25 protein-coding genes are annotated in these 25,539 nt (G+C 64.4%); 9 read left to right on the forward strand and 16 right to left on the reverse strand.

Annotated elements, in window-relative coordinates:
* The first annotated feature begins 159 nt into the window (after positions 1–159).
* Entirely contained in the window at positions 160–1,779 is a 1,620-nt protein-coding gene (locus R4P57_RS07105) for a BCCT family transporter (protein ID WP_411742315.1), read from the forward strand.
* A 138-nt stretch (positions 1,780–1,917) separates the two neighbouring features.
* Here the strand turns inward: R4P57_RS07105 and R4P57_RS07110 are convergent, their stop codons facing one another.
* Positions 1,918–2,139, reverse strand: a complete 222-nt coding sequence (locus R4P57_RS07110) for a hypothetical protein (RefSeq protein ID WP_317802133.1) — start codon at positions 2,137–2,139, stop codon at positions 1,918–1,920.
* Positions 2,140–2,193: 54 nt separating this feature from the next.
* Positions 2,194–2,832: a LysE family translocator gene (locus tag R4P57_RS07115; protein ID WP_317802134.1), complete on the reverse strand. Its 639-nt coding sequence runs from the start codon at positions 2,830–2,832 to the stop codon at positions 2,194–2,196.
* Positions 2,833–3,035: 203 nt separating this feature from the next.
* On the opposite strand from R4P57_RS07115, the gene R4P57_RS07120 reads away from it, so the two are divergent.
* Together R4P57_RS07120 and R4P57_RS07125 are read left to right on the forward strand one after the other, a co-directional pair.
* Entirely contained in the window at positions 3,036–3,833 is a 798-nt protein-coding gene (locus R4P57_RS07120; RefSeq protein ID WP_317802135.1) for an endonuclease/exonuclease/phosphatase family protein, read from the forward strand.
* Positions 3,834–3,844: 11 nt separating this feature from the next.
* Positions 3,845–4,438 carry a hypothetical protein gene (locus R4P57_RS07125; RefSeq protein WP_317802136.1) on the forward strand — a complete coding sequence of 198 codons (594 nt, stop codon included), beginning with the start codon at positions 3,845–3,847 and terminating at the stop codon, positions 4,436–4,438.
* On the opposite strand, the gene R4P57_RS07130 is transcribed toward R4P57_RS07125, so the two are convergent.
* On the reverse strand, positions 4,432–4,785 hold the full coding sequence (locus R4P57_RS07130; protein WP_317802137.1) for a helix-turn-helix domain-containing protein: 354 nt from the start codon (positions 4,783–4,785) through the stop codon (positions 4,432–4,434). The two genes, R4P57_RS07125 and R4P57_RS07130, sit on opposite strands and share 7 nt — an antisense overlap.
* 83 nt (positions 4,786–4,868) lie before the next feature.
* Here R4P57_RS07130 and R4P57_RS07135 point away from each other — a divergent pair, with 83 nt between their 5' ends.
* A complete protein-coding gene (locus tag R4P57_RS07135) occupies positions 4,869–5,768 on the forward strand; it encodes an NAD(P)-binding domain-containing protein (protein ID WP_317802138.1) in 900 nt (299 codons plus the stop codon).
* A gap of 41 nt (positions 5,769–5,809) precedes the next feature.
* On the opposite strand, the gene R4P57_RS07140 is transcribed toward R4P57_RS07135, so the two are convergent.
* Positions 5,810–6,700: a serine hydrolase gene (locus R4P57_RS07140; RefSeq protein ID WP_317802139.1), complete on the reverse strand. Its 891-nt coding sequence runs from the start codon at positions 6,698–6,700 to the stop codon at positions 5,810–5,812.
* The gene (locus R4P57_RS07145) at positions 6,697–7,551 is read right to left on the reverse strand and encodes a LysR family transcriptional regulator (RefSeq protein ID WP_317802140.1); all 855 of its coding nucleotides are present in this window, start codon (positions 7,549–7,551) and stop codon (positions 6,697–6,699) included. The genes R4P57_RS07140 and R4P57_RS07145 overlap by 4 nt, the downstream gene beginning before the upstream one ends.
* Positions 7,552–7,654: 103 nt before the next feature.
* Between R4P57_RS07145 and bla the strand changes: the two genes are divergently transcribed.
* Positions 7,655–8,602, forward strand: a complete 948-nt coding sequence (bla, locus tag R4P57_RS07150; RefSeq protein WP_317802141.1) for a class A beta-lactamase — start codon at positions 7,655–7,657, stop codon at positions 8,600–8,602.
* A 2-nt stretch (positions 8,603–8,604) separates the two neighbouring features.
* On the opposite strand, the gene R4P57_RS07155 is transcribed toward bla, so the two are convergent.
* From R4P57_RS07155 to R4P57_RS07180, 6 genes are all read right to left on the reverse strand, one after another.
* Complete coding sequence (locus R4P57_RS07155) at positions 8,605–9,057, reverse strand: MarR family winged helix-turn-helix transcriptional regulator (protein ID WP_317802142.1); 453 nt, start codon at positions 9,055–9,057, stop codon at positions 8,605–8,607.
* Between the two features lie 77 nt (positions 9,058–9,134).
* Complete coding sequence (locus tag R4P57_RS07160) at positions 9,135–9,977, reverse strand: CoA ester lyase (protein ID WP_317802143.1); 843 nt, start codon at positions 9,975–9,977, stop codon at positions 9,135–9,137.
* Complete coding sequence (locus R4P57_RS07165; protein ID WP_411742316.1) at positions 9,974–10,459, reverse strand: MaoC family dehydratase; 486 nt, start codon at positions 10,457–10,459, stop codon at positions 9,974–9,976. The genes R4P57_RS07160 and R4P57_RS07165 overlap by 4 nt, the downstream gene beginning before the upstream one ends.
* Complete coding sequence (locus R4P57_RS07170) at positions 10,456–11,622, reverse strand: acyl-CoA dehydrogenase family protein (RefSeq protein WP_317802144.1); 1,167 nt, start codon at positions 11,620–11,622, stop codon at positions 10,456–10,458. Before R4P57_RS07170 ends, R4P57_RS07165 begins: the two co-directional genes overlap by 4 nt.
* Positions 11,619–13,613 (reverse strand): acetyl/propionyl/methylcrotonyl-CoA carboxylase subunit alpha, encoded by a 1,995-nt coding sequence (locus tag R4P57_RS07175; protein ID WP_317802145.1) that lies wholly within the window; start codon positions 13,611–13,613, stop codon positions 11,619–11,621. The genes R4P57_RS07170 and R4P57_RS07175 overlap by 4 nt, the downstream gene beginning before the upstream one ends.
* Before the next feature lie 5 nt (positions 13,614–13,618).
* Positions 13,619–15,196, reverse strand: coding sequence for a carboxyl transferase domain-containing protein (locus tag R4P57_RS07180; protein ID WP_317802146.1), 1,578 nt, complete (start codon positions 15,194–15,196; stop codon positions 13,619–13,621).
* 114 nt (positions 15,197–15,310) lie between these two features.
* Here R4P57_RS07180 and R4P57_RS07185 point away from each other — a divergent pair, with 114 nt between their 5' ends.
* Positions 15,311–15,913 carry a TetR/AcrR family transcriptional regulator gene (locus R4P57_RS07185; protein WP_317802147.1) on the forward strand — a complete coding sequence of 201 codons (603 nt, stop codon included), beginning with the start codon at positions 15,311–15,313 and terminating at the stop codon, positions 15,911–15,913.
* A gap of 72 nt (positions 15,914–15,985) precedes the next feature.
* Here the strand turns inward: R4P57_RS07185 and R4P57_RS07190 are convergent, their stop codons facing one another.
* Positions 15,986–17,038, reverse strand: a complete 1,053-nt coding sequence (locus R4P57_RS07190; RefSeq protein WP_317802148.1) for a DUF3068 domain-containing protein — start codon at positions 17,036–17,038, stop codon at positions 15,986–15,988.
* A 254-nt stretch (positions 17,039–17,292) separates the two neighbouring features.
* On the opposite strand from R4P57_RS07190, the gene R4P57_RS07195 reads away from it, so the two are divergent.
* Genes R4P57_RS07195 through R4P57_RS07205 form a run of 3 tightly spaced genes read left to right on the forward strand, consistent with a single transcriptional unit; the run spans position 17,293 to position 20,960 of the window.
* Positions 17,293–18,654 carry an MFS transporter gene (locus R4P57_RS07195; protein WP_317802149.1) on the forward strand — a complete coding sequence of 454 codons (1,362 nt, stop codon included), beginning with the start codon at positions 17,293–17,295 and terminating at the stop codon, positions 18,652–18,654.
* A gap of 27 nt (positions 18,655–18,681) precedes the next feature.
* A complete protein-coding gene (locus tag R4P57_RS07200; protein WP_317802150.1) occupies positions 18,682–19,806 on the forward strand; it encodes a HoxN/HupN/NixA family nickel/cobalt transporter in 1,125 nt (374 codons plus the stop codon).
* Positions 19,807–19,859: 53 nt separating this feature from the next.
* Entirely contained in the window at positions 19,860–20,960 is a 1,101-nt protein-coding gene (locus tag R4P57_RS07205; protein WP_317802326.1) for a lipase family protein, read from the forward strand.
* Here the strand turns inward: R4P57_RS07205 and R4P57_RS07210 are convergent.
* The 4 genes from R4P57_RS07210 to R4P57_RS07225 are packed head-to-tail and all read right to left on the reverse strand — an operon-like array spanning position 20,957 to position 25,465.
* Complete coding sequence (locus tag R4P57_RS07210; protein WP_317802151.1) at positions 20,957–21,772, reverse strand: SDR family oxidoreductase; 816 nt, start codon at positions 21,770–21,772, stop codon at positions 20,957–20,959. The two genes, R4P57_RS07205 and R4P57_RS07210, sit on opposite strands and share 4 nt — an antisense overlap.
* A complete protein-coding gene (locus tag R4P57_RS07215) occupies positions 21,769–23,403 on the reverse strand; it encodes a bifunctional 3-(3-hydroxy-phenyl)propionate/3-hydroxycinnamic acid hydroxylase (RefSeq protein ID WP_317802152.1) in 1,635 nt (544 codons plus the stop codon). The genes R4P57_RS07210 and R4P57_RS07215 overlap by 4 nt, the downstream gene beginning before the upstream one ends.
* Positions 23,400–24,335, reverse strand: coding sequence for a fumarylacetoacetate hydrolase family protein (locus tag R4P57_RS07220; RefSeq protein ID WP_317802153.1), 936 nt, complete (start codon positions 24,333–24,335; stop codon positions 23,400–23,402). Before R4P57_RS07220 ends, R4P57_RS07215 begins: the two co-directional genes overlap by 4 nt.
* Entirely contained in the window at positions 24,332–25,465 is a 1,134-nt protein-coding gene (locus tag R4P57_RS07225) for a VOC family protein (protein ID WP_317802154.1), read from the reverse strand. Before R4P57_RS07225 ends, R4P57_RS07220 begins: the two co-directional genes overlap by 4 nt.
* Positions 25,466–25,539: the final 74 nt, after the last annotated feature.

Genomic DNA, 25,539 nt, shown 5'->3' on the forward strand with positions numbered 1-25,539 from the left:
GGTTCGGGGCTCTTTCGATGTCCATCCGAATTGCGGCCGGCTCAACACTTGCTCAACATATCCGTCGTATTCGTTGGTCTGCGAAACGAGTCGTCGGTTTCGGGCGCGACAGGGGTGCCGAGTTGCCAACAGCCGGAATACGGCGTTACCTGGACATCTATGACTTCCCGAACTCACATCCCGGTTGGCTCCTCCGACCCTGACCGTCACGAGGTCGACGCCGGGCAGAGCGGGACGTCGACCTCCGCCGTCCACCCGCCTCGGCTCGACAGAGTGGTTTTCGGTGTAGCGGCCGTGGTCGTGGTCGCCATCATCGTCTGGGGACTGGTGGTACCCGACAATCTCGAGTCCATCTCGTCCTCGACGCTGAACTGGCTGGTGACCAATCTCGGCTGGCTCTTCATCCTCGCCGCGACCGGGTTCGTGATCTTCTCGCTGTACCTGGCGGTGTCCAAGTTCGGGCGGATCCCGCTCGGTGCCGACGGTGAGAAGCCCGAGTTCAAGACCGTCAGCTGGATCGCCATGATGTTCAGCGCCGGAATGGGCATCGGCCTGATGTTCTACGGCGTTTCCGAGCCACTGACACACTTCGTCACACCGCCTCCGGGAACGGATGGTGGCGTCGGAACCGCCATGGCCACCACCATGTTCCATTGGAGCTTGCACCCGTGGTCCATCTACGCAGTGATGGGCCTGGCCATCGCGTACGGCACGTATCGCCGCGGTCGCAAGCAACTCATCAGCTCCGCGTTCATACCCTTGATAGGTCGCCGCGCGGAAGGTCCGATCGGCAAGATCATCGACATTTTGGCCATCTTCGCGACGCTGTTCGGTACTGCAGCATCGCTGGGACTCGGTGCGCTGCAAATCGGTTCGGGCTTCGAGGTGGTCGGCTGGATCGGTCAGAGCGGCACACTGTTGCTCGTCGCCATCGTCGCGCTGTTGACGCTGGCGTTCGTCGCATCGGCGGTGTCCGGTGTCTCCAAGGGTATTCAGTGGCTCTCCAACACCAACATGGTGCTCGCGTTGGTCCTTGCCATCTTCGTGTTCGTCGTCGGCCCGACGGTGTTCATTCTCAACATCATTCCGACCAGCATCGGCGACTACGCGTCCCAACTGTTCGACATGTCCGCTCGGTCGGCAGCGAACTCGGATCCCGAGACGGCCTCGTGGCTCTCGTCGTGGACGATCTTCTATTGGGCGTGGTGGATCTCCTGGACCCCGTTCGTCGGAATGTTCTTGGCACGCATCAGCCGTGGCCGCACCATTCGTGAATTCATCGTCGGTGTCATCCTGATCCCGAGTGCTGTATCGCTGGTGTGGTTCGCGATCTTCGGCGGCGCCGGTATCGGTGAACAGCAAGACGGCATCGACCTCGCGACCCGCGACAGCACCGAGTCGCAGCTGTTCGGAATGCTCGAAAACCTACCCCTGTTCGGCATTTCGACCGTTCTCGTGATGGTGCTCGTCGGTATCTTCTTCGTCTCCGGTGCGGACGCCGCGTCGATGGTGATGGGATCGCTGTCGCAGCGCGGAACACTCGAGCCGAGCAAGTGGGTCGTGGTGTTCTGGGGCACGCTGACCGGCGCAACAGCGGCGATCATCCTGTGGACGGGCGGCTCCGAAGCACTCAATGGCCTCCAAACGATGACCATCATCGCCGCAGCACCCTTCGTGGTCGTCATGATCGGATTGTGTGTGTCGTTGTATCGGGACCTCAGCAACGATCCGATGATCCTGCACCCGGCACCTCGCCGCAAGAAAGACAAGGTCACGTAGGGCCCGTTCGAGACTCGAATCCCTTCGGGCGCATAGACAGAAAAGCCCCGAACTGCAGTGATGCGGTTCGGGGCTTTTCGTCGTCGCCGCCGCCGGCGCGCTGATTGCCGCGTTCACCGTGCGACGCAGTGATTGTCGCTAGTCCTGAGGAGAGCGGTCACGGTCGAACACCGCCCAGAACAGTTCGTACAACCCGTATGCGGCGAGGCTGGCCAGAGCACCCCACCAGAAGTCGACGTCGAAGACGTTGAAGGCGATCAACTGACTGATCACCAGGCATACGAAAAACACTCGCCAACGACGCTTCTTGCGTCGAGCGGCCGGAGAGGGTCCCCGTTCCACATAATCGACCGGGCGCATGGGTTCCACCACCTCACGCTCTCACATGCCGTTCGCTGAGTCAGCCGATCGGGCTCAACCCAGAACGACGTCGACGACGAGTGCGCCGGCGAAGATCAGCAGCAAAACGCATACTCCGAGTTCGAGGTTGGCCAGTCCCTGCGGGCCGAGATTGCGAAAAGCCCTGACGCCGAACAGGACCAGTATCGGCAGATAGACGATTCCGACGAGGACGTCCGCAGCACCGAGAATTCCGAGTTGCACGGCAACGGGCGACGAGTACGATCGGTCGACGAACTGCGGCAACACGGCGACGAAGAACAGGATCACTTTCGGGTTCGTCAGGTTGGTGACGAAGGTGCTTCGGAAGGCGCGTCGACGGGCATGGCTACCGGATACCGGCTCGGTGCCGACGGTGAGGGGCTTTCGCCCCGGACGCCTCGTGCGGCCGCTCTCCATCAGCGCGCGAATGCCGAGGTAGGCGAGGTACACGGCACCGAGGATTGCGAGAACGGTGAGGCTGCCGGGAAGCGCGACGATCAAGGCCGACAGCCCCACTGCACTGACGAGCATGTGCACGGTCAAGCTGCACGATGCGCCGGCAGCTGCTGCCATCGCAACGAGCCGGCCGCCGACGCTCGAACGCAGGATCATCACGGTGTCGGGCCCGGGGGAGATGTAGCTGGCCAACGACAAGAAGACGGCCCACTGCACACTCGCCGGTGCTCGGTCTCCTGTCTTTCGTCGTCGGGTGATGGAACCCTAGAGTCTGTCGGACGCGCCGGTGACGGGAGTCCCGTGCATCGCGACACTGTGCGCAACGTCGTGGTTCTTGTAGTGCTCAGGCGTCTCGGGAATCGTCACTGCTGCATGGAAATGGACTGTTCCACGTCGGGGTCGTCTGGCATCATGACGCCGTGAAGATCGTATCGATCAATGCCTGGGGCGGCGCGATGTTCGACGAGCTCGTTGCCTGGCTCGAAACCGTTGACGCGGATGTCATTTGCCTTCAAGAGGTCACGCGCACCGCACATCGGTCGGGATGGTCGACGTTCGCCGACGGCGAGCGCACACTGCCGCAGCGGTTGAGTCTGTACGACGACGTCTCGGCGGTGCTCACCGGCTATACGCCGTACTTCGTCGTGAACGACGCCGGGCCCGTCACCGATGGCGAGGGTGCCGAATTGCGTCAGGACTTCGGGATAGCGACGTGGGTGCGTGACGAGTTTCCGGTGGTCGGACTCGATGCGCAGTTCGTTCATTCACGGTTCGTCGATCACACGGTCTGGGATGTGGGCGACCGTCCACGAGCTGCTTTGACGGTCACCGTCCGCGATCGTGTCGCGGGCAGGTTCGTCTCCGTCATCCAAGTACACGGATTGCGTGATCCAGCAGGCAAGGGAGACAGCCCGATTCGGGTCGAGCAGGCCCGAAAGTTGGTGAACGTCGTGGAGCACGTTCACACGACGAGCGATGTCACCGTACTGTGCGGCGATCTGAACCTGCTGCCGTCGAGTGAGACGTTCACACTGCTGGCCGAACACGGGATGACCGACCTCGTGGGAGACGCCGACACTCGAACATCGATCTACACCAAAGCGATTCGCAGTGCCGGCTATCTGCTGGTGTCGTCACCGACCGCCGTGCGAAAATTCGAGATCGTCACCGAGCCCGAAGTGTCCGATCACCGAGCGCTGATGCTCGATCTCGTGTGACACTCGGCGACATGAACCGTGTACTTCGGAGTGCTCTCGTCGTTGTTCTCGCCGCACCGCTGACGGTCGCGTTGACGTTCGCTCGGCCGGGCGTCGCTCATGCCTGCTCGTGTGTCTACAACACAGACGGAACGCAAGCCGAACAGCAGCTCGAGGACTTCGCCTCGGGGGACAATGCGGTGTTCACCGGAACGGCGGTCGCCGAGCGTCGAGAAGGCTTCACCGTCTACTACGACTTCGATGTCCGTGAGATATTTCGCGGCGACGTCGGCGCGAAGACGACGTTGTCCACCGCGGGCGACAGCGCAGCGTGTGGAACCGGCTTCGAGCTGAAGGAGGAGTACCTCGTCTTCGCCGGCACCTACGACACGCAGGACGCACCGTGGTCGGTCAGTATGTGCTCGGCAACAACACAGTCCACCAACGAACTCACACGGGCCGCGACGCTGAAGCAGTTCGGAGAACCCCGAGCCGTGACGGCTGACGAGCGTGCCGCTGCGGACTACCCGCAGGGCCTATCGATCGTTCAGTGGGTGGGTATCGGTGTCGCCGCCGGCCTGTTCGCCGCCGGAACAGTGTGGATACTCCGAAGGGCACGTCACTGATCGACGAGGCCCGTATCGTTCGCCTGCGTCGCAGGGGTTCGTGCCTCGATGCGGTCGCCCCACTCCGCGATGGGATCGAGTAGTGCGTTCAGCTCGGCACCGTCCGCACTGAGTCCGTAGTCGACCCGCAGAGGGAAGCCATCACCGGCAGTGCGCACGACGAGCCCGTCGCGTACCAGTTCCCGTAGCTGTTCCGCTAATACCTTTTCCGAGATCGGCCCGATCGACCGTCGCAGATCGGCGAACCGTCGGTCGCCTTCGCTCAGCCGCCACAGAATTGTCGGCTTCCACTTGGACCCGATGAGGTCGAAGACCACGTTGACGCCACATTTCTGTCGATCGTTCATCGTTGCCTCGCTTACCGTCGGGTTCGTACTCACTTCATTGTGCGTACTCGACGAACCTGATGCTCGCGCCCATCATTTCAGTCATGACGGAAATCATCGACCGACCGACCATCACAGTTCTCGGGCTCGGTGCAATGGGCACAGCGATCGCAGGCGCAGCAGCAGCGAAAGGGTTCGAGGTTCTGGCGTGGAATCGGACCCCGAGATCGCGCGACGAACTCCGATCGAATGGAATCGAGGTCGTCGAGTCGCTCACGGATTCTGTGGATGGGACCGATCTAGTAGTCATGTGCGTGCGCGATCACGATGCAAGTCGGGTGTTGCTGGAACGGGTGGCTTCGGCACTGGCGGGCTGTGTGGTTGTCAACGTATCGACGGGCACTCCTGCCCAGGCCACCGAATCTGCCGATCACGCTGCCGAACTCGGCGTTCGATACGTGTCCGGTGCGGTGATGGTGCCGACCCCGATGGTGGGAACCGACGCTAGTTTTGTCATCTACGCGGGGTCCGAGGCTGATCTTGCGGAGCTGGGGCCGATGTCAGACGCGATGGGCGGCGTGAGCGACATTGTCGGACAGAATCATTCAGTGCCGGCTGTGCTCGACCTCGCGATGCTCGACATCTATTTCGCCGGGATGTACGCGCACCTGCACGCGACCGCACTCGCCGCTGCACACGGTATCGACCCGTCGCGGTTTCTGCCCTATTCCCAGGGCATCGTGCAGACGCTCGGTGCATCGCTCGCTGGGTTGACGTCGTCTGCTGAGCGGCGGACCTACGACGGGGGAGACGCTCGTGTGGACATGTGTCTGTCGTTCCTGGAACACATCGTGTCCGCGAGCCGCGAGATCGGAATCGATCCGGCGTTGGCCGAGGTCGTTCGGGCGGCCTCCGCGCGGGCGATGACGCGATGGCCTGGCGGTACCGACTGGGACGTCGTCGGCGAGGATTTCCTCGTGGCCAGGCATGACATGCGTTGTTGACGCCCGATCGTCGATGCAGCCTGTCATCGGTGTGTTGCCGGCTACGGTGATCGGCGCACGGCTGTGACTGCGATACGCGCGGCCGTGCCGATCGCTCGATCGACAAGGGGGAGAAACAGATCCATGCGCGCTGCCCTGGTGAACACCGAAACCGCTACCGGGTGCTCGCCCGGGAACGAGACCACCGCTACCTCGTTGCGGATGGGTCCGATCGTCCCGGTTTTTCCCGCCACCTGAACGTCGGGAAACGGAAGGCCGCTTCGGATTCTGTGCGGCCACACCTGCTGAGACAGAACGCGCTTCATGTAGTCGCACTGCTCTGGAGATGCTGCGGTACCCAGCCAGATCGCTCGCAGTACCGTATTGCTGTCACGGGGTGTTGTCGACGAGGTGTACGCGGGATCGAAACCGGCACTGTCGATCACCGTGTAGTTGCTCGCCAGCAGACCCAACGCCTCGTCTGCACTCAGCCGACCCGTGTCGCGAACGATCTGAGCGCCCAAAGTCTTCGTGCCGCCGACGATCCGGGTGTTCTCCAGTCCGAGAAAGTCGATCACATCCGCGATCGCGTCGAGTCCTACAGCACCGAGCAACGCGTCGGCAGCTGCGTTGTCGGACACGGTGATCATCGATCGAGCCACATCGCGCCAACTCATCGTCACCGGATCGGAGCAGCTCGAAATTCCGGTAGGTCCAGGACTGCACTGGGATGGAACCAGCCGCACGGGATCCATTGCAGTCAAGTCACCCTCGTCGAATGCCCGAGCCGTTGCAACCAGCAGGACCAGCTTCCACACCGACGCGGCAACGACTGGGTCGTCACCCTCGAGGTCGACGATCGAACCCGCGCCGTCGATGCGCTCGGCCCGCACCCAACCCCGGCAGCCGGCGTCGGCGAACACTGCGTGCAATTGCTCTTCGATCGGATTCATCTGCTGGCCTGTAACAGGATTCGATCGATCATGTGCGTGAGCGATCCCACCTCTCCGTCGCGACGGACGATACGCACGCGCAGCGCGACGTCCTCGGCCGCGAGGTCGAGGTGGGCGGTGCCGGGCAGCGCCGGGCCCGCTGTCGGCACGAGGCCGAAGCTCCGACCGGATGCCACGGCGGTGTTCAAGTCGCGAAAAGTTGCCGCAACGTGCACGTCCGGATCGAGTGCATGACGGCGGAAGACGTCGAGCATCAGATCGTGCGCGGGTGGGTTCGCGATGCGCGGCGTGGTGGCGAAGGCGAGATCGGACAACATCGTCAGGCGTGGACGCGCGGCACGCGCCGATCGGTGCGCGACGGGAACGCAGACGCGTCGAGGCAAGGCAATCACCGGACCTGCTGCGAGCCGATCGAGCACCATCGGATGGTCGATCACCGCAACGTCGAGTTCGTGCGCGCGCAACCGGTCGAGCAAAGACACCGCGGTAGCGGTCTCCACACGCGCCGACGCGCCGACGGCGGCGGCGACGCGCGCGGCTATCGAGTCGTCGAGCTGGGGTATCAGGCCGATTCGGATAGTCCCGGATGTGGTGAGCGAATGTGCCGCAGAGGTCAGTAGGCGGGAGTCCTCGACGATCAGCCTGGCTCGGGGCAGCAGCGCCGCACCGTGTTCGGTGATGGTGGCACCATCGGGTGTTCGCTCGACGAGAGTGAGCCCGAGGTGCTTCTCGAGGGCCTTGATCGCCCGGGAGACGGGCGGCTGTGTCACCCCGAGAGTGGCGGCAGCTCGACCGAAATGGCGCTCCTCGGCGACAGCGACGAAGTATTCGAGATGGCGAAGCAGATCCACCGACCTATTGAAACACGCCTACCTGCTCCGATACCGAAGAGGAATGACGGAGTAGGGTCACGCGACTTGGCTCGAGCGCGACTGTGTGTGATCGGCTGTCGGCATGCGTACCTCGACATCCACCCGACTGGTCACCGTGATCGCGGCAGCGATGCTGACCGCAGGCGTTGCCTGTTCCTCGCCGACCACCACCTCCGAACTGCCGAGAACGGACTCGAGCACAGCCCAATCCAGTACCGAGCAATCCAGTACCGAGCAGTCCAGTACCGAGCAGGCCTATCTCGATCTCGAGGCCGGAGACATCGCCCGACTCGGCGTCAGTGCCGTCGATCTCTCTACCGGGGCCTCCGAAAGTCATCGCGGCGACGAACGTTTCGCGTTCTGCTCCACCTTCAAGGTGTACGCCGTCGGTGCCGTACTTGCGGCCGTCGATGCGGGGACCCTGCAGCTGTCCGACACCAGAACGGTGACCGCGGAGGACAAGGTGCCCGACTCCGCAGTCGATTGGGCACCCGGGTCGGTCGTCACGATCGCAGACTTGGCCGCAGCCGCATTGACCAAGAGCGACAACACCTCCGGCAATCTTCTGATTCGTGAGGCAGGTGGAACGGCAGCCCTCACCGAGTTCGCGCGTTCTCTCGGTGACACCGAATTCCGGCTCGATCGCACCGAACCGGAACTCAACACCGCCATCCCCGGCGATCCACGGGACACCACGACACCGAACTCGATGGCCGCCGGCTACCGAACCCTGCTCGACGGCGACGTACTGACTCCGGCCTCGCGCTATCAGCTACTGGCGTGGATGGCCGACACCCAGACTTCTGACGCCCGGTTCCGGGCTGCGCTCCCGGTGGGGTGGACCTCGGCCGACAAGACCGGCACCGGCAGCTACGGCGTCTCGAACGACGCCGGACTGCTGCTCGGCTCCGACGGGCAGAAGATTCTGGTCGTCGTCCTCAGCACGACGACCTCGGGTGTCGAGGATTCACCTGCTATGAACACCCTGGTTGCCGACGCGACCCGAACGGTCGTCGACGAACTGCAGTGATGTCAGCCCTCGGAGCGGCGGACGGCGTCCACCAGTGGGACGAGATCCGGCTCGGTCGACGCCTCGTCGAGAGCCTCGCGCAACGCCGCTTCGTTGGTCGGTCGGGCTGCCTCGAGTAGGGCCAGGCCTTCTTCGCTGACGTCGGTGTAGATACCGCGGCGATCGGTGGGGCACAGGTACCGAGTGAGCAGCCCGCGATCCTCGAGGCGAGTGACCAGGCGGGTCGTGGCGCTCTGGCTCAACACGACGGCGTCGGCCACCTGCTTCATCTGCAGGTGACCGCCGACCCCGTCGTGCGGCCTGCCCAGGACGTCGAGCAGCCAGTACTCGCGCGCGCTGAGATTGTGGTTGGTCTGCAGCGCCCGCTCGATGCGGCTTTCGATACGCCCGTGCAGGACCGCAAGCGCAAGCCAATTCTGCGCAAGGGCAGTCAGGGCGGGGTCGTGTGCGCTCATGTCGTGCCTCTCGATGCCTGTACTCGTGACCACCCACCATACCGCGCCGACAATTAACGGCGCGTGCAAGTACTCGGCTAGGAGAGGGAACTGCGCGCGACGATGCGTCGGGCGTGCGCGAGCACCGGGGCATCGACCATCTGGCCACGGAAGGTGAAGACGCCGCGATTGTGCGACACGGCGTCGAGCACGGCGGTCGCCCACTCGATTTCCTCGGCAGTGGGCGCATAGGCCTGGCGTATGACGGGGATGTGGCTCGGGTGAATGGCCACCTTGCCGTCGAAGCCGACGGCCACAGCATCGTCGGCTTCCGCGCGGACACCGTCGAGATCGGGGATGTCGAGGAACACCGAGTCCAATGCGAACACCCCGCGTGCCTTGGCTGCGAGCAAGGTCTGCGACCGAACATGCTGCGCCACTGCACGATACTGGCCGTTGGAAAGCCTGCTCGAGTTGCCACCCATGGCGGCCACCAGATCCTCGGCACCCCACATGGCACCGATCGCATTGTCGGCGGCGAGGGCGTCGAACACCGTCATCGCGCCGAGCGGGGACTCGATCAGCGCGACGACATTCAGCGGAGCCAGAGCCGCGATCTGTTCTGCCGATTCGCATTTGGGGAGCATGACGGTCGTGTACTGGGTTTGCTCCAACGCCTCGAGGTCCGCAGCCCGATCGTCGGTGCCGTGCGCGTTGACCCGGACGATAGTGCGCGACGGATCCAGCGGGGTAGTGGCCACGGACTCACGAGCACCCGCTTTGTCCGCGGCACCGACGGCATCCTCGAGATCGAGAATGACCACATCCGCTCGTGCTGCGGCCTTGTCGTAGCGCTCGGGCCGGTCTGCCGGGCAGAACAGCCACGCCGGCCCCGGCGGAACCCAACATTGCGACCGGCCTCCGGCCTGCCCGGGGTTCACGACGCCTCCTCCGGTGGTTGCATCTGGACGAGCGTCTTGCGCACGGCGATCGCGACGACGTCCCCGTGCTGATTTCGACCGGTGTGCGTGAACGTGACGATGCCCTCGCCGGGGCGAGATTTCGATTCGCGTTTGTCCGAGATCACCGTCTCGGCGTAGAGCGTGTCGCCGTGGAACAGCGGCTTGGGGAACGACACCTCCGAAAAGCCGAGATTCGCCACGATGGTGCCCTGGGTCAACTGCGTCACCGACAGTCCGACGAGCGTGGACACGGTGAACATCGAGTTCACCAGTCGCTGGCCGAAAGGTGTTGTCTCGCTGTAGGCCGCGTCGAGGTGCAGGGCCTGGGTGTTCATCGTCTGGGTGGTGAACAGCGTGTTGTCGGCCTCGGTGATGGTGCGGCCGGGTCGGTGCTCGTAGACGGTGCCGAGTTCCATCTCCTCGAACCACAGGCCGCGTTGGCGAATTCGCTTGTTGCTCACAGTCCCAGGCTCCGGGCGATGAGCATCAACTGAACCTCTGTTGTGCCTTCACCGATTTCGAGGATCTTGCTGTCGCGGTAGTGCCGAGCGACCACGTACTCGTTCATGAAGCCGTAGCCGCCGTGAATCTGCGTCGCATCGCGCGCATTGTCCATGGCGGCCTCGGAGGCGACGAGCTTGGCGATGGACGCCGCCTTCTTGAACGGCTTGCCCGCCAACATCAATGCCGCTGCGTCGTAGTACGCGGTTCGCGCGGTGTGGGCGCGGGCCTCCATGCGGGCGATCTTGAACGAGATCGCTTGATTGCGTGCGATCGGGGCACCGAAGGCCTCGCGCTCCTTGGCGTACTTGACGCTCTCGTCGACGCAGCCTTGCGCGGCACCGACCGATACCGCGGCGATCGCGATGCGGCCCTCGTCGAGGATGTGCAGGAAGTTCGCGTACCCGCGGCCTTCCTCTCCGAGCAGATTCTCCTGCGGTACACGCACATCGGTGAAGCTCAGTGGGTGTGTGTCGGACGCATTCCAGCCGACCTTGTTGTACGCAGCCTCTGCGACGAAGCCCGGGGTGTCGGTGGGGACGAGGATCGAGGAGATCTGCTTGCGTCCGGTCGCCTCGTCGACGCCGGTCACCGCGGTGACGGTGACCAGTTCGGTGATGTCCGTGCCGGAGTTGGTGATGAACTGCTTGCTGCCGTTGATGATCCAGTCGTTGCCGTCGCGCTTGGCGGTGGTCTTGGTGCCGCCCGCGTCGCTACCGGCACCGGGCTCGGTCAGGCCGAACGCGGCGAGGGCCTTGCCTGCGGTGAGCTTGGGCAGCCACTGCTGCTTCTGCTCGTCGTTGCCGAAGCGGTAGACGGGCATTGCGCCGAGCGAGACGCCGGCTTCGAGGGTCATGGCAACGCTCTGATCGACCTTGCCGAGCTCCTCGAGCGCCAGGCACAACGCGAAGTAATCGCCGCCCATGCCGCCGAACTCCTCGGGAAACGGCAGGCCGAACAGGCCCATCTCGGCCATGCCTGCGACTACCTCGTACGGAAAGGAATGCTCGGCATCGTGTTTCGCCGAGACCGGTGCTACGACCGTCCGGGTGAAGTCGGCAACGGATTTGACCAGCTGCTGGTACTCGTCGGGCAGATTAGACGACGACAGGTGATCGGTCATGGCTGGTCCTCTTCGGTGTGTGTGGGAACGATTCGGGCGAGGATCTGATCGACGCGGACCTGATCCCCCACTGCGACAGTCAGTTCGACCGTGCCGTCGATCGGGGTGGTCAGGGTGTGTTCCATCTTCATCGCCTCGACGACGACGATGGCCGTGCCTGCGGTGACGGCGCTGCCGGTGGTTGTTCCGATCGCGATGATCGAACCCGGCATCGGCGAGAGGATCTCGGCGTCACCGGAGTGGTCATCGTCTTCGCGGACGCTCGCCTCGGCAATCCGATCGATGCGCCAGGTGCCGCGGGAGCTGTGAATCCAGGTGGCCGAGCCGCTTCGGGCGAAGGTCATCGACTCGCGTAGACCATCGATCGCCAGATCCACAGAATCCTCGGTGGCCGTTGCCCGGAGGGTCCGCGGCGATGCCTCGTCGACGACGACCGTTGCCGCAGTCGCGGTACCGGTGATGGCCACATGCGCCGTCCGACCTCCGGACGCGAGGCGACGATGGAACGACGCTTTCGCGCCGACACGCCACCCCGATGGTGCCGCCCAGATGTCCTGTCCCGCGGCCTGCCACGCGTCGAGCCACGCCACCGCAGTCGCGGCGATCAGTGCCTCGTCGGTTGCCTCGGTGGGGGAGAAGTGCTCGACGCGACGATCGAGCAGGCCGGTGTCGAGATTGCCGGCACGAACATCGTTGTCGGCGAGCAGGAATCGTGCGAACTCGATGTTGGTGACGACCCCGAGTACCGCGGTGTCGGCCAGTGCACGATCGAGGCTGCGCAGTGCGGTCGCGCGATCGGGTCCGTGCGCGATGACCTTCGAGAGCATGGGGTCGTAGTTGCTGCCCACCTCCGTTCCGACGGCTAGGCCGGAGTCGACGCGGATTCCCGGTGCAGATGGCTCGCGCAATCCGACGACGGCACCGCCGGTGGGGAGAAATCCGCGGCCGGGATCCTCGGCGTAGACGCGGGCCTCGATCGCATGTCCGGTGAGCGCGATATCGTCCTGCGCGAGAGTCAGGGGTTCGCCCGATGCCACCCGCACCTGCCACTCGACGAGGTCGAGTCCGGTGACCATCTCGGTGACCGGGTGCTCGACCTGCAGGCGGGTGTTCATCTCCATGAAGAAGAACTCGTCGGGGCGCTCGGCCGAGACGATGAATTCGACTGTGCCGGCACCGGAGTAGTCCACGCTGCGGGCAGTGTTGCAGGCGGCCTCGCCGATGTGTGCGCGGGTTGCGTCGTCGAGCAGCGGTGACGGTGCTTCCTCGATGACCTTCTGATGGCGTCGTTGCAGGCTGCATTCGCGTTCGCCGAGGTGGATGACATTGCCGTGTCCGTCGGCGAGGATCTGTACTTCGATGTGCCGAGGGCGCAACACGAATCGCTCGAGGAAGAGGGTGTCGTCTCCGAACGACGAGGCCGCCTCGCGGCGTGCGCTCGTCAACGCTGCAGGGAGGTCCTCGGCGCGCTCGACCAGACGCATACCCTTTCCGCCGCCACCGGCGGAGGGTTTGACCAGCACCGGGAATCCGACGTCCGGCGCGCCGGCGATGAGGTCGGCGTCGGTGAGGCCGGCGCGAGAAATTCCCGGGACGACGGGCACGCCGAATGCGCTGACAGCGGCCTTCGCGGCGATCTTGTCGCCCATCACTTCGATGGCTTTCGCGGGAGGGCCCAGAAATGCGATTCCGGCTTCGGCACAGGCGGATGCGAACTCGGAGTTCTCGGAGAGAAATCCGTATCCGGGATGAATGCCCTGCGCTCCTGTGGCTTTCGCAGCCGCGATCACCTTGGCGATGTCGAGGTAGCTCTCGCGAGCGTTGGCGGGACCTAGGCGTACGGCGGTGTCGGCCTCGTGGACGTGGCGGGCGTCGGCATCGGCGTCGCTGTAGACGGCAACGGTGCGAATCCCCATGCGGCGCAGGGTTCGTGCCACCCGCACGGCGATCTCGCCTCGGTTGGCGATCAGAATGGTGTCTATTGTGGTCATATCTGTCACATCCTGAAAACGCCGTAGGAGACCGGCTCGAGCGGCGCATTGGTGCACGCCGAGAGGGCCAGTCCGAGAACCTGGCGGGTATCGGCCGGGTCGATGATGCCGTCGTCCCACAAGCGGGCCGTCGAATAGTAAGGGTTGCCCTGGCTTTCGTACTGCTCGCGGATCGGAGCCTTGAACGATTCCTGGTCCTCGTCACCCCACGGCTGACCCGCTGCATCGAGCTGGTCGCTGCGCACCGTAGCGAGCACCGAGGCCGCCTGCTCGCCGCCCATCACCGAGATTCGCGCGTTGGGCCACATGAACAAGAAACGTGGTGAATACGCTCTGCCGCACATCGAGTAGTTGCCTGCGCCGTAGGAACCGCCGATGACGACGGTGATCTTGGGTACGCGGGCACACGCCACCGCGGTGACCATCTTCGCGCCGTGTTTGGCGATGCCGCCTGCCTCGTAGTCGCGGCCGACCATGAAGCCGGAGATGTTCTGCAGGAAGACGAGCGGGATGCTGCGCTTGTCGCACAGTTCGATGAAATGTGCGCCCTTCATGGCAGATTCGGCGAACAGCACGCCGTTGTTGGCGACGATTCCGACGGGATGACCGTGGAGGTGCGCGAATCCGGTGACGAGCGTCCTGCCGTATTCGGCTTTGAACTCGTCGAATTCGCCTGCATCGACCACCCGGGTGATCACCTCACGCACGTCGTACGGGGTGCGGGGATCGGTGGGGACGACGTCGTAGAGCTCGGTTTGGTCGGCCAGGGGTGCGCGTGTGGGGAGGAGGTCCCACGGCCGCGCCGTGCGGGGTCCGAGGGTGGAGACGATGCGGCGGACGCGGTGCAGTGCGTCGCGGTCGTCGTCGGCGAGATGGTCGGTGACGCCGGAGATCTTGGAGTGCAGATCACCACCGCCGAGTTCTTCTGCGGTGACGACCTCGCCGGTCGCGGCCTTCACCAGCGGTGGGCCGCCGAGGAAGATGGTGCCCTGGTTCTTGACGATGATGGCTTCGTCGCTCATCGCAGGCACGTAGGCGCCGCCCGCGGTGCACGAACCCATGACGGCGGCGATCTGCGCAATTCCCTTGGCGCTCATGGTCGCCTGATTGAAGAAGATGCGACCGAAGTGGTCGCGGTCGGGAAACACCTCGTCCTGTCGGGGTAGGAATGCGCCGCCCGAGTCGACGAGGTAGATACACGGCAGGGTGTTCTGCAGTGCGATCTCCTGCGCGCGCAGATGCTTCTTCACCGTCATCGGGTAGTACGTACCGCCCTTGACCGTGGCGTCGTTGGCGACGATGACGCATTCGCGACCGGAAACGCGGCCGATGCCGGCGATCACTCCTGCGCCGGGGCACTCGTCGTCGTAGAGACCGTTGGCAGCCAGCGGTGCGATTTCCAGGAAGGGGCTGCCTGGATCCAGTAGCTCGTCGACGCGGTCGCGGGGGAGGAGTTTGCCTCGCGCGATGTGGCGTTCCCGGGACTTTTCGCTACCGCCGAGCGCCGCCGCGGCGAGCCGTTCGGCCAGCTCGCTGGTGAGGAGCTCGTGATCTGCCCGGTTGGCAGCAATATCGATTGCCATGAGGTGCACGCCTTAGGGGTTGGACGCCGGTGTCACAGGAGTTCAGTTAATGGTTGATAACTGACATCATAGTAAACTACGATTAACTGAGAGTCCAGGGTCGAGGGGGAGCCAATGCAGGAGTTGGAGGCAAAACCGACGACGGTGCGAGAGCAGCGCAAGGCCGAGCGTCGACAGCAGTTGCTCGATGCCGCAGCATCGCTGTTCGCCGAACGCGGATTCACCTCGGTGCGCCTCGAGGATCTGGGCGCGGCCGTCGGTGTCAGCGGACCGGCCGTCTACCGGCACTTCCCGAACAAGGAGGCAGTGCTCGTCGAGCTGATGGTCGGGATCTCGGAGTATCTGCTCGACGGTGGCCGTGCGGTGGTCGATCGTGGTGGGGCTGCCGTGGATACGTTGTCTGCGTTGGTCGAGTTCCACCTCGACTTTGCTTTCGACACACCGGCATTCATCAGAATCCAGGATCGCGACCTGCAGAGCCTTCCCGAGGGCGCTCGACGCAAGGTGCGCCGGATGCAGCGTGAGTACGTGGAACTGTGGGTCGGGGTGCTCTGTGCCGTCGGCCCGGAACTGAGCGAGGCCGACGCGCGAACTACGGCACACGCGGTCTTCGGCCTGATCAACTCCACGCCCAACAGTGCGGGGCGTACTCCGTCGAAGAATGCTCGTCCCGTGTTGCGCGCAATGGCACTGGGAGCCCTGGGGATAGCGCACTGACCTCAGCGCCCACAATCCGAATCGAGGATCGCGATCCCGTCTGCGGGACCGAATAGTGGGCGCTGAGGTCACCTACACCGACGCGTGCTCGGCTTCGTCTGCATGTCGGTGGGTGGGCTCGGGCGAACGCGCGCGGCGGGATCCGATCACCCCGGCGGCAACGGCACCGACGAGGCAGGCTCCACCGATCGCGTATCCCAGGAGTGGTCCGCGAGAAGTCAACCAGGCCAACTTGTTCGCCGCGTCGCGTGCCGAGGCCACCTGCTCCAGCCGACCTGTTTCGTCCAGAGCGAGTGACGCCTTGAAGATCGTGACCTCGGGGACTTTCGGGTCTCGCGCGAAGTACTGGTACGGCGTTTCCTGTCCCCACACCAGGCTCCCGCTCGCGGGTTCGACGTAGATGTCGCGAACGTTCGAGTACCAGCGCTTCATCGTGATCGGCTCGTCCCCGTCGCCCAGTCCCCACTTCGATGCCGGGAGGGTCACGGAGTTGATCGGCGACTGCGTCGTGGTCGAGAGGTCGGCTTCGGTCACGATCGACCGGAAGTGATAGATCGGCAGCCCCTCCATGGTGATCTCCTCGACGAAGTTCGCCTCGAAGCTCGTCCATGCCGTCGCGTCGTAGACCGTGTACGTGATCGGCTGGGTATCGAAGGGGAAGCGATGCTGTAACCCCATGCGCGGCAGAGCAATAGCGGGCGAGTCGACTGTGGTCTGCAGGGATCCGGCGGGCTCGACGGGCAGGCCGGTGCGCCGGTCGCTCGTCACTCGATCCACCGAGGCGGTCAGCAGGCTCGCATCCCCGTCGCGGTCGGCGCGTCGCACCGTGGCTCCGACCTGGAAGGTGACGCGGTCTGCGTCGGAAGGGTCTTCCACGGTGATGTACCGCTGGAGAACGAGTGGGACATCCGTCGCGATCGACAGGGGGCCGGGGCCGGTGATCGTCTTCGAGTCGAGGACCTCGCCGCCCGCGCCTTCTGCCGTGGTGGCCACCGTGGTGGCGGCGATGTCGAGGGGAGTTACCGCCAGACGGTCGTAGACGAGGGTGGGCAGCAGTAGCGCAACGGCGATCGCGAAGGATCCCAGACCTGCGAGCGCACACATCGCGATTCTCACCCGTGACATAAACACCGTCCCAACTCATTTCGTTTCCGGCCATCTCATCCTGCCGTGACGGAAGCACCGAATGTCCGCTTCCGCGTTGTGACCTGTCAGCATGTTCGGCGGAAATCACAGAGACATCAACCGATGTTGAGATTTCCCCGAAAGGGGCACACTGGGATCGATCGCGAAGTGGCCCAGGAGTGGAGCCTGCAGGAACGACGCATTGTTGGCCCGCGAGTGGAGGCTGCCAGTGACGCTGAATCGGGGGACGACGCATGGCGACCGGTATCGATCGAGGCACAGTGGTCGATCGTGGCAGTCGCTGGCGAACCATCGGGACCTTGCGAACCGGGCCCGGTTCTGCAGTCCTTCCTTTCGGCTGGGGACCGGCGATCGTGTTGGTCCTCGTGGCCTTCGTGGACCGTATCGAATTCAGCCTCGTGGCCGCGGTTCTTCCTCAGCTGCAGGCCGAATGGGGTTTCGGCGACGCGGTGGCGGGATCGCTGCCCAGTGCGTCCGCGATCGCCGCGGGAGTCCTGGCGATACCGGCTGCATACTTCGCCGACCGTCACGATCGCGGCAGGATCGTGACGTGGGTCGTCGTTCTGTGGTCGCTGGCGACGTTGGGTTCCGCGCTTGCGCCCACCTTCCTGATCTTCTACCTCGTGCGGGTCGGTCTAGCCGCTGCGGAGGCCGTGGACAACCCGGCGAGCGCGAGTCTTCTTGCCGACTTCTACCCGCCTGCAACGCGATCCACCGCGTTCGGTTGGTGGCGAACCTCGGCATACCTGGGCGGCGCGGGCATTGTCCTGGGTGGTGTACTGGCGGACTGGCTGGGCTGGCGCGGGGCGTTCATGGTCATGACGATCCCGGGACTGCTTGTCGCAGTGCTCGTCTCACGTCTGAAAGAACCCGAACGTGGATACGCAGACAGGTTGGCGGCCCGCGCAGACCTGAGCCTGCAGGCCCGCACACCGTCCGGACCGCTTGCCGCCCAGCTCCGCCGACTGCTGCCCATCCGAACGCTGTGGTTCACCGGTGCGGCTCTGACGGTCATGAGTCTGTCGATCGGTGGCCTGACCTTCTGGCTACCGAGTCTGCTCCAACGCCGGTACGGCCTGTCCGAATCTGCCGCCGCGACGTCGGGCGGAGGAATGACGCTGCTCGGAATCGTCGTCGGCACGCTCGTCGCAGCGATGGCAACCCGTCGCGCCGTGGTCGGCACCAGCCTCGCGCAGTGGCGAGTACTGCTGGGCGGTAGCGGAATTCTGGTGGGAAGTGTGTTCATGTCGATTGCGCTCGGGATGAACTCCACGGTGGTGTTCGTCGTCCTCCTCACCGTGTTCGCCTTCTTCTCGGCCTTCGCCCTACCCACGCTCACCGCTTGCGTCGCCGACGTCGTTCCGGCACACGATCGGGGTCTCGGATTCGGCATGCTGCAGATCGCCGCGACCGCGGGCGGTGCCGTCGGCCCACTTATGGTCGGTGTGGTGTCCGACGCGGCGGATTCACTCACCGTCGGCCTGATTCCGCTCCTTCCGCTGCTGGCCGTCGGCGGAGTATTCGCCCTCCTGGCCTACTGGTCCGTGGAACGCGATTCGAGGCGCGTCCTGGCTGCGGCTGCGCGGGAAGAGTAATTCGTTGTCGTCGGCCACAATGTCTCCATGACGATTGAGCTATCGCGCGCCGAGATCGGCCGACGGCAGAGTCGATTCACTCTCGACGAGATCCCCCGACTGCTGGCGATGGCCGGCTTCGTGGCCGCCCTGCACGTGATCGGGTGGGGGTTGTTCACGCACTACGACTCCATCCCGAGCATCCACGGACTCACCGGGGCCGACGGCACCCTCGTGTACGCCGGGGCAGGCGTGTTGGCGTACACCCTCGGGCTCAGGCACGCCTTCGACGCCGATCACATCGCTGCCATCGACGACACCACCCGCTTTCTGCTGCAGAAGGGCAAGCGGCCGTTGGCCGTCGGGCTCTTCTTCTCACTCGGTCACTCGACGGTCGTGTTCGTCTTCGTCGCCGCGATCGCCTTCGTCGCGTCGCAGGCGACGGCGTTCCAGGACGCGTTCGCCGGAGTCGGCGGCATCATCGGCACGCTGGTGTCCGGCACGTTCCTGTATCTCATCGCGGCGTTGAACATCGCAGTGCTCGCGGGAATCGTCGGAGTCTGGCGACGCGCGAAACGAGGTGAGTTCACCGAAGCCGGCCTCGACGAGTTGCTGGCCAAGCGTGGGCTGATGAATCGACTGTTCCGGGGCCGCTACGACAAGCTGATCAACCACTCGTGGCAGATGTACCCGCTGGGTCTGCTGTTCGGGCTGGGATTCGATACCGCCACGCAGGTCGGTCTGCTTGCGATCGCAGGCACGACGGCCATGGCGGGCGGACTTCCGCCGATGGCGATCATCGCGCTGCCGGTTCTGTTCGCCGCGGGCATGACCACCATGGACACCATCGACGGCATCTTCATGTCCAAGGCGTACGGCTGGGCATTCGTGACGCCGGTGCGCAAGATCTACTACAACATGACGATGACGGGACTGTCCGTCTTCGTGGCACTGGTGATCGGCACGGTGCAGCTGTTGACCCTGCTCGCCGAGCAGTTCGAGTTGACCGGCGGACTGTGGGACGCGTTGGCCGTCATCGATCTCAATCTGGCCGGCCAACTCGTCGTCGGCACGTTCTTCGTCGTGTGGATCGGAGCGGTCGTGTACTACAAAGTGGCGCGCATCGACGAACGCGGCGGCTTCGCACACTCGAATGGAATGGAGACCCAGTGACCTCTCGTCGTCGGATCGGTGCCCTCGCAGTTGCCGCGACTGTCGCGTCGAGCATGGTGACGGCGCTGCTGGCCGTACCTGCTTCGGCTGCACCGGCGATCACCGAGGAGATCGGTGACGTCTTCTCGACTCGCGATCTGGACCGAAACCTCTGGATTCCCGGCGCGGCCTCGGCCGAGGTGCTCACCTACGTCACCACCGACACCTTCGGTGAGAAGGCTCTGAGCACCGGCACCGTCTTCCTACCGCCGGGCGCTGCGCCGGAGGGCGGCTGGCCGGTGATCTCGTGGGCCCACGGCACATCCGGGCTCGGCGACGCGTGTGCGCCGTCGCTGATCGGTCCGACCTACGCCGAGCGTGATCTGCCGTACCTGGCGAACTGGCTCGCGCAGGGCTACGCCATCGTCGCCAGTGACTATGCCGGCCTCGGAACGCCCGGATTGCCGACCTATCTCGACGGTCGAACCACGGCTCACAACGTGGTCGATATGGTCAAGGCGGGCCGCAACTACAGCGAGGACCTCTCGCGATCATGGGTGGCCGTCGGCCAATCCCAGGGCGGTGGCGCAGCGATCTACACCGCCCGCTACGCAACCGAATTCGGCGGCCCCGATCTCGACTACCGCGGTGCGGTCGGTACCGGAACTCCCGCGTACATCGAGAAGTTGGTCTCGATCGGTGGACCGGGCGTTCCGCCGGTGGAACTACCGTCGGGCCTGACCGCCTATGTCGCGTACATCGGCGCGTCACTGCGCTACGCGCATCCCGAGCTCGGGCTGGACGACATCCTGACCCCGCTCGGGAAGAAGTACGCCGACCTGGCCGAGACGACGTGCGTCTCGGATTTCGAGGCACAACTCGACGGCGTTACGATCGGCGACTTCTTCTCCGCGCCGTTGGTCGGCCTGCCCAATTTCACCGCCGTGCTCGACGACTACATGGCGATGCCCGAAACAGGTTTCGACAAGCCCTTCTTCATGGGCAACGGCGTGCAGGACATCGACGTTCCGTTCCCGACCACCGCCGCCTACGTCGCCCGTCTGACGGCCAACGGTCAGCCGGTGACGTTCAGCGCCTACAACACCGACCACAGTGGAGCCTTCGTCGCGTCGCAGGCCGATACGATTCCGTTCGTCGCGAACCTGTTCCGCTAGTTCACCGGCCGCTTGCTCGGCAGTCCGTAGGCGCGGGCCGTGAACAATTCGAGCACCGTACGCGGCAGCAATCGCTGGGCGAAGAACACCGCCGGAGCATTGCTGCCGACCGCGTAGATGGGCAGCGTCTTCTTGTCCTCGACGGCTTTGAGGACGGTGAGGGCTACGGTCTCGGCCGTGATGCCCTCGGCCTCTTTGGCGTCGAGCTGCGAGATCACCGTGGTGAAGTCGCGTAGGTACGGCGAATGCGGGCCGCAGTACTTGGTGCGACGGGCCGAGAGCCCGGTGGCGATTGAGCCGGGTTCGACTGTGGTGATGTCGATTCCGAAGGGCTTGAGCTCGTAGCGCGCGGCGGTGGCGAACCCCTTGATCGCAGCCTTGGTGGCGGCGTACGACGAACGGTAGGCCAGCGGAAAGCTCGCGAGCATCGACCCGATGTTGACGATCTTTCCGCTGCCACGATCTCGCATGCCCGGCAGCACGGCCTGGGTCAACTCGATCGCTCCGAAGACGTTGAGTTGGAAGAGCCGGGTGATCGCTCCGATGGGCAGCTCCTCGAGTGGGCCGCACTGGCTTTCACCCGCGTTGTTGATGAGCACATCCACCGTGGTGTCGGCGATGCCGTCCACGAACCCGCGGATCGATGCCGGATCCGTCAGGTCCAGGTCGCGGTAGTCGACGCCGGGTATCGGGTCGGCCACCGAGGAACTGTCGCGGCTCGTTCCGATGACGTGGTAGCCGCGAGCGATCAGAACCTCGGCGACGGCCTCGCCGATTCCGGACGTCGCTCCGGTGACTATTGCAGTGTTCATCTACGCCTCTTGTTCACGGTGCGGGTAGGTGCAGGCTTCGTCGCAACGGGTGCCGGGCCCGGCAGGAGTGGAGCCTGCGGAACCACCGTTCGATCGCTCGTCCGAAAAGCAGTGGTCGGCACTTTGGTGTGCAGGGACGGCACCGAGGTGCCCGACGCCATGACCGTGCGGTCCGGTCGTACGATGGCGGCGACAGCGTGCCCGCTGCGCAGCCAGACCCCCAGCTCCGACGACGCCGCCACCTCGACGACGACGGCTCCGCGACGTTCGATCTCTCGTCGGTGCCCGATGGCCAACGGCGTCGACGAGACGAACAGGAACCGGCCAGGCGCGAGTTCGTCCAGACGCGCTCCGTTGTCCAACGGGCTGTTGGGGCACAGCTTTCCGGCCAGTGTGCGAACCGGCACGGGCGAACGCAACACGTACTGCGATCGACCGAGTGACGGTGTGGTGCTGGCGGTGACCTTCGCGCCGATGAACGGCAGATAGCCCAGGGCGGGTGCGATGTTCGTGCGCATGATGCCAGTGAGCCGGCTGCCGCCGGTCATGGCCCATCCGATCGCAACTGCCAACTCGATCATCTGCTTGGCGTGCGTCTTTCGTTCTGTCTCGTAGCTGTCGAGCGAGGTCTCCTTCAGATGCCCGTCGAGCACGCCGACGATCTTCCAGACCAGATTGCGCGCATCTCGGAGCCCTGCGCCCATCCCCTGCCCGATGAAGGGCGGCGTCAGATGCGCGCAATCGCCGAGCAGGAACACCCGGCGATCACGCCACCGGTCGACCACCTGTGCACGAAAGGTGTACTCCGCGCTGCGAATCAGCTTCATGTCCGGGATCTCGCCGGAAACGAACCACGGTGCGATGAAAGGGTGGATGGCCGAGAGATCGGTGAACTCGTCGAGGGTCTCGCCGTCGAGCATCTGGAACTCCCAGCGGTAGCGGGTGGGGCCGATGCGCATGTACGTCGCCGATCGCTCGGAATCGCACACCTGGTGCACACCATCCCACTGCTCGAGATCGACGTCGGTCTCGATATCCACGACCAACCATCGCTGCACGAAACCGAGATCCTCCATTTTCGAGCCGATGGACCTGCGCACCACACTGTTGGCACCGTCGCAACCGAGGACATAGTCGGCGGTCACCCAATGTGGCGTTCCGTCCTCGGTCGAGTCGTACCGGACCCGAACCGAATCCTTCAGGTTCTGCACATCGGTGATCTCGCATCCGCCACGCATCTGCACGGATTCGTAACGCGCGATGTGAGAACGCATCAGACGCTCGAGTTCGGGTTGATCGAACATATTGGCCTGTGGGTAGCCGTGCGGTCGGTCGTCCGGGTCACGCTCGAACTCGGCAAGGGTTCTGATGTCCTTGGTGCACAACCGTAGTCCGCGACCCGGACGGGAGATGGCCGCGAAGTCCTCGGCCAGGCCCAGATCGCCGAGGATGCGGTACACCTCGTCGTCGAGGTGGACCGCCCGCGGCTGAGGGTAGACGTCCTCCCACCTGTCCAGCACGAGGCAAGGCACGCCGTACCGAGCGAACAGCAGCGCAGCGGTCATGCCGGTCGGACCGGTACCGACGATCACCACCGGATAGTGCTTGCCGTCGGACTCGGTACCGGTCATCGGTAGGAGACCCGGGTGCGCTGGACCCCCAGATCGAGGGTGCCGTCGGGAGTCGAGCTGGTGAGCTCGAGGACGTCGCCGTCCTTGAGGAACGCGGGATTCTTGGCCTGCTTCTTGAAGAAGATCTTCCATTTCGTTGCCGGCGGAATGAGCGCACCGACGATCTCGATCGGCTTGGCCGGGGCTTTGAGAGCGGTACCGCCGGGAGTGCCGGTGAGCAGTAGATCGCCCGCGTCGAGGCGCTGGAACTTGCTCAGAGCCTCGAGTGACTCGACCGGCCGGTAGATCATATCGGCGACCGTACTGTCCTGTCGCACAGAGCCGTTGACCCGCAAGGTCAGTGCGAGTTCGCCGAACCGGTCGAACTCGCCGGGCTCCAGAAGTACCAGGCGCGGCCCGACCGGAGTGAAGGTGGGATACGACTTGCCCTCGTAGAACTGGGTTTTCGGCAGCTGTACGTCACGTGCGGAGACGTCGTTGGTGAGTACCAGTCCGGCGACGTACTCGGCCACGTTGGAGGCGTCGATCTTGGTCCCGACGGTGAGCGTCTTGCCGAATACCAGCCCGATCTCGATCTCGTAGTCGAGCAGCTTCACATGCGGCGGCTTGACGATGTCATCGGTCGGGCCGCTGATCGATCCCGAGGTCTTGCGGAAGAACGTCAGCGGCACAGTGTCGGGGTTCATGCCCGAATCTTTGACGTGCGAAACGAAATTGGTCATGTTCGCCATGACGCGACAGGGTGCGGTGACCGGGGAGATCAATGACAACGTTTCCACGGCAACGACATCGGTGCCGGACCGAGCTGCCTCGACGGCTGGGCGGTCGGCGAGAAGCTCGGCGGTGGTGGTCGCGGAGGTATCGATGCGCGACGCGCCGGCCGGAGTCTCGACCCACCAGGCGTCGGCGGTGCGGAGTACAGCGATGCTCATGAGGATGCCACTTTCATCAGGCCACGAAGGCGTTCGGTGTCGAACTCGTTGTCGTTACGCAGGGAGGAGAGGATCGATTTCAATTCGTGTATTGACGCTCTGCTGGGGGCGATTCCGAGGAAGTCCTTGGACGCGGGCGGCCCCCACTGGGCCAGTCCGGACGCCGTCATCGGGGCCCAACCGGGTTCGAGGGAGTTGTCGAACATGTCGCCGTCGCTGAAGTGCTCCACCAGGAAACCGTCGGGATCACGCCAGTAGTCGAAGATCTGGCTGCCCTGGATGTGCCTGCCGATACCCCAGGAATGCTTGTATCCACGCGCGGTGAGGAATTCGCCGCCAGCAGCGATGGCGTCGATGTCGGTCACCTGATAGGCCGAGTGCACGTACCGATCCGACGGGCCGAGAGTCATGGCGAGCGTGTGATGATCGGACGGGATGCTGCCGCGATCGCAGCGGATGAAACTCATCACCGGGCCCCGGTCGCGTTGGCCGTCGTAGTAGAGGAAATCGCTGACGATCAGTCCCAGGTGGTGCAGATACCAGTTCAGGTTTTCCAGATAGTCCACTCGCTGCAGCACCACATGCCCGAGTCGTTGTACTCGTGCAGGCTGATGCGGTGGACGCTGAGTGGCGTTCACCCGGTTGCGGGGATCGCCGAAGTTGTAGGTGTGTGCGTCCTGGCCTGGAAGCTCCGGGTGTTCGGTGTATCCCGAGACGACCTGAACGGGCTGACCGCCCGGATCGGTCAGAGTGACGGCGATACCGCCCAGGGTGTCGGGCAGTCGCTGGACCCGCTGACCGGTGGCCTCGGCGAGTCGGACGACGTCGGCATCCTCGGCGGCGGCGAACGCTGCACCGACGAAACGCGTTCGCTTACCGCGTCGGATGATCACGCACGGCGAGCCGATAAGAGTGCCGCGGAGGTGAATCTCCTCGGACGTGCGCAGTGAGACGGTGAATCCGAACGCCACGGCGAACGCCTCGGCCTTGGCCAGATCAGGTTTGCGGAACTCGAGCCACGCGATGTCGCGCACCTTGATGATCGGATCTTTCGCGCGACCGGGGTGCTCGCCGGGGAGCGCGCCTTGGTCCACGTGCATGTCCTTGTGGCCGTCGACGTCGTGTCCCATGAAGCCCTCCCTCGTTGGTGACAATATCGTCACCTATGAGTAGGCCGTCAGTCAAGGATATTGACAAAATCGTC

The organism is Rhodococcus sp. IEGM 1330, assembly GCF_033142445.1.
Taxonomy (GTDB): domain Bacteria; phylum Actinomycetota; class Actinomycetes; order Mycobacteriales; family Mycobacteriaceae; genus Rhodococcoides.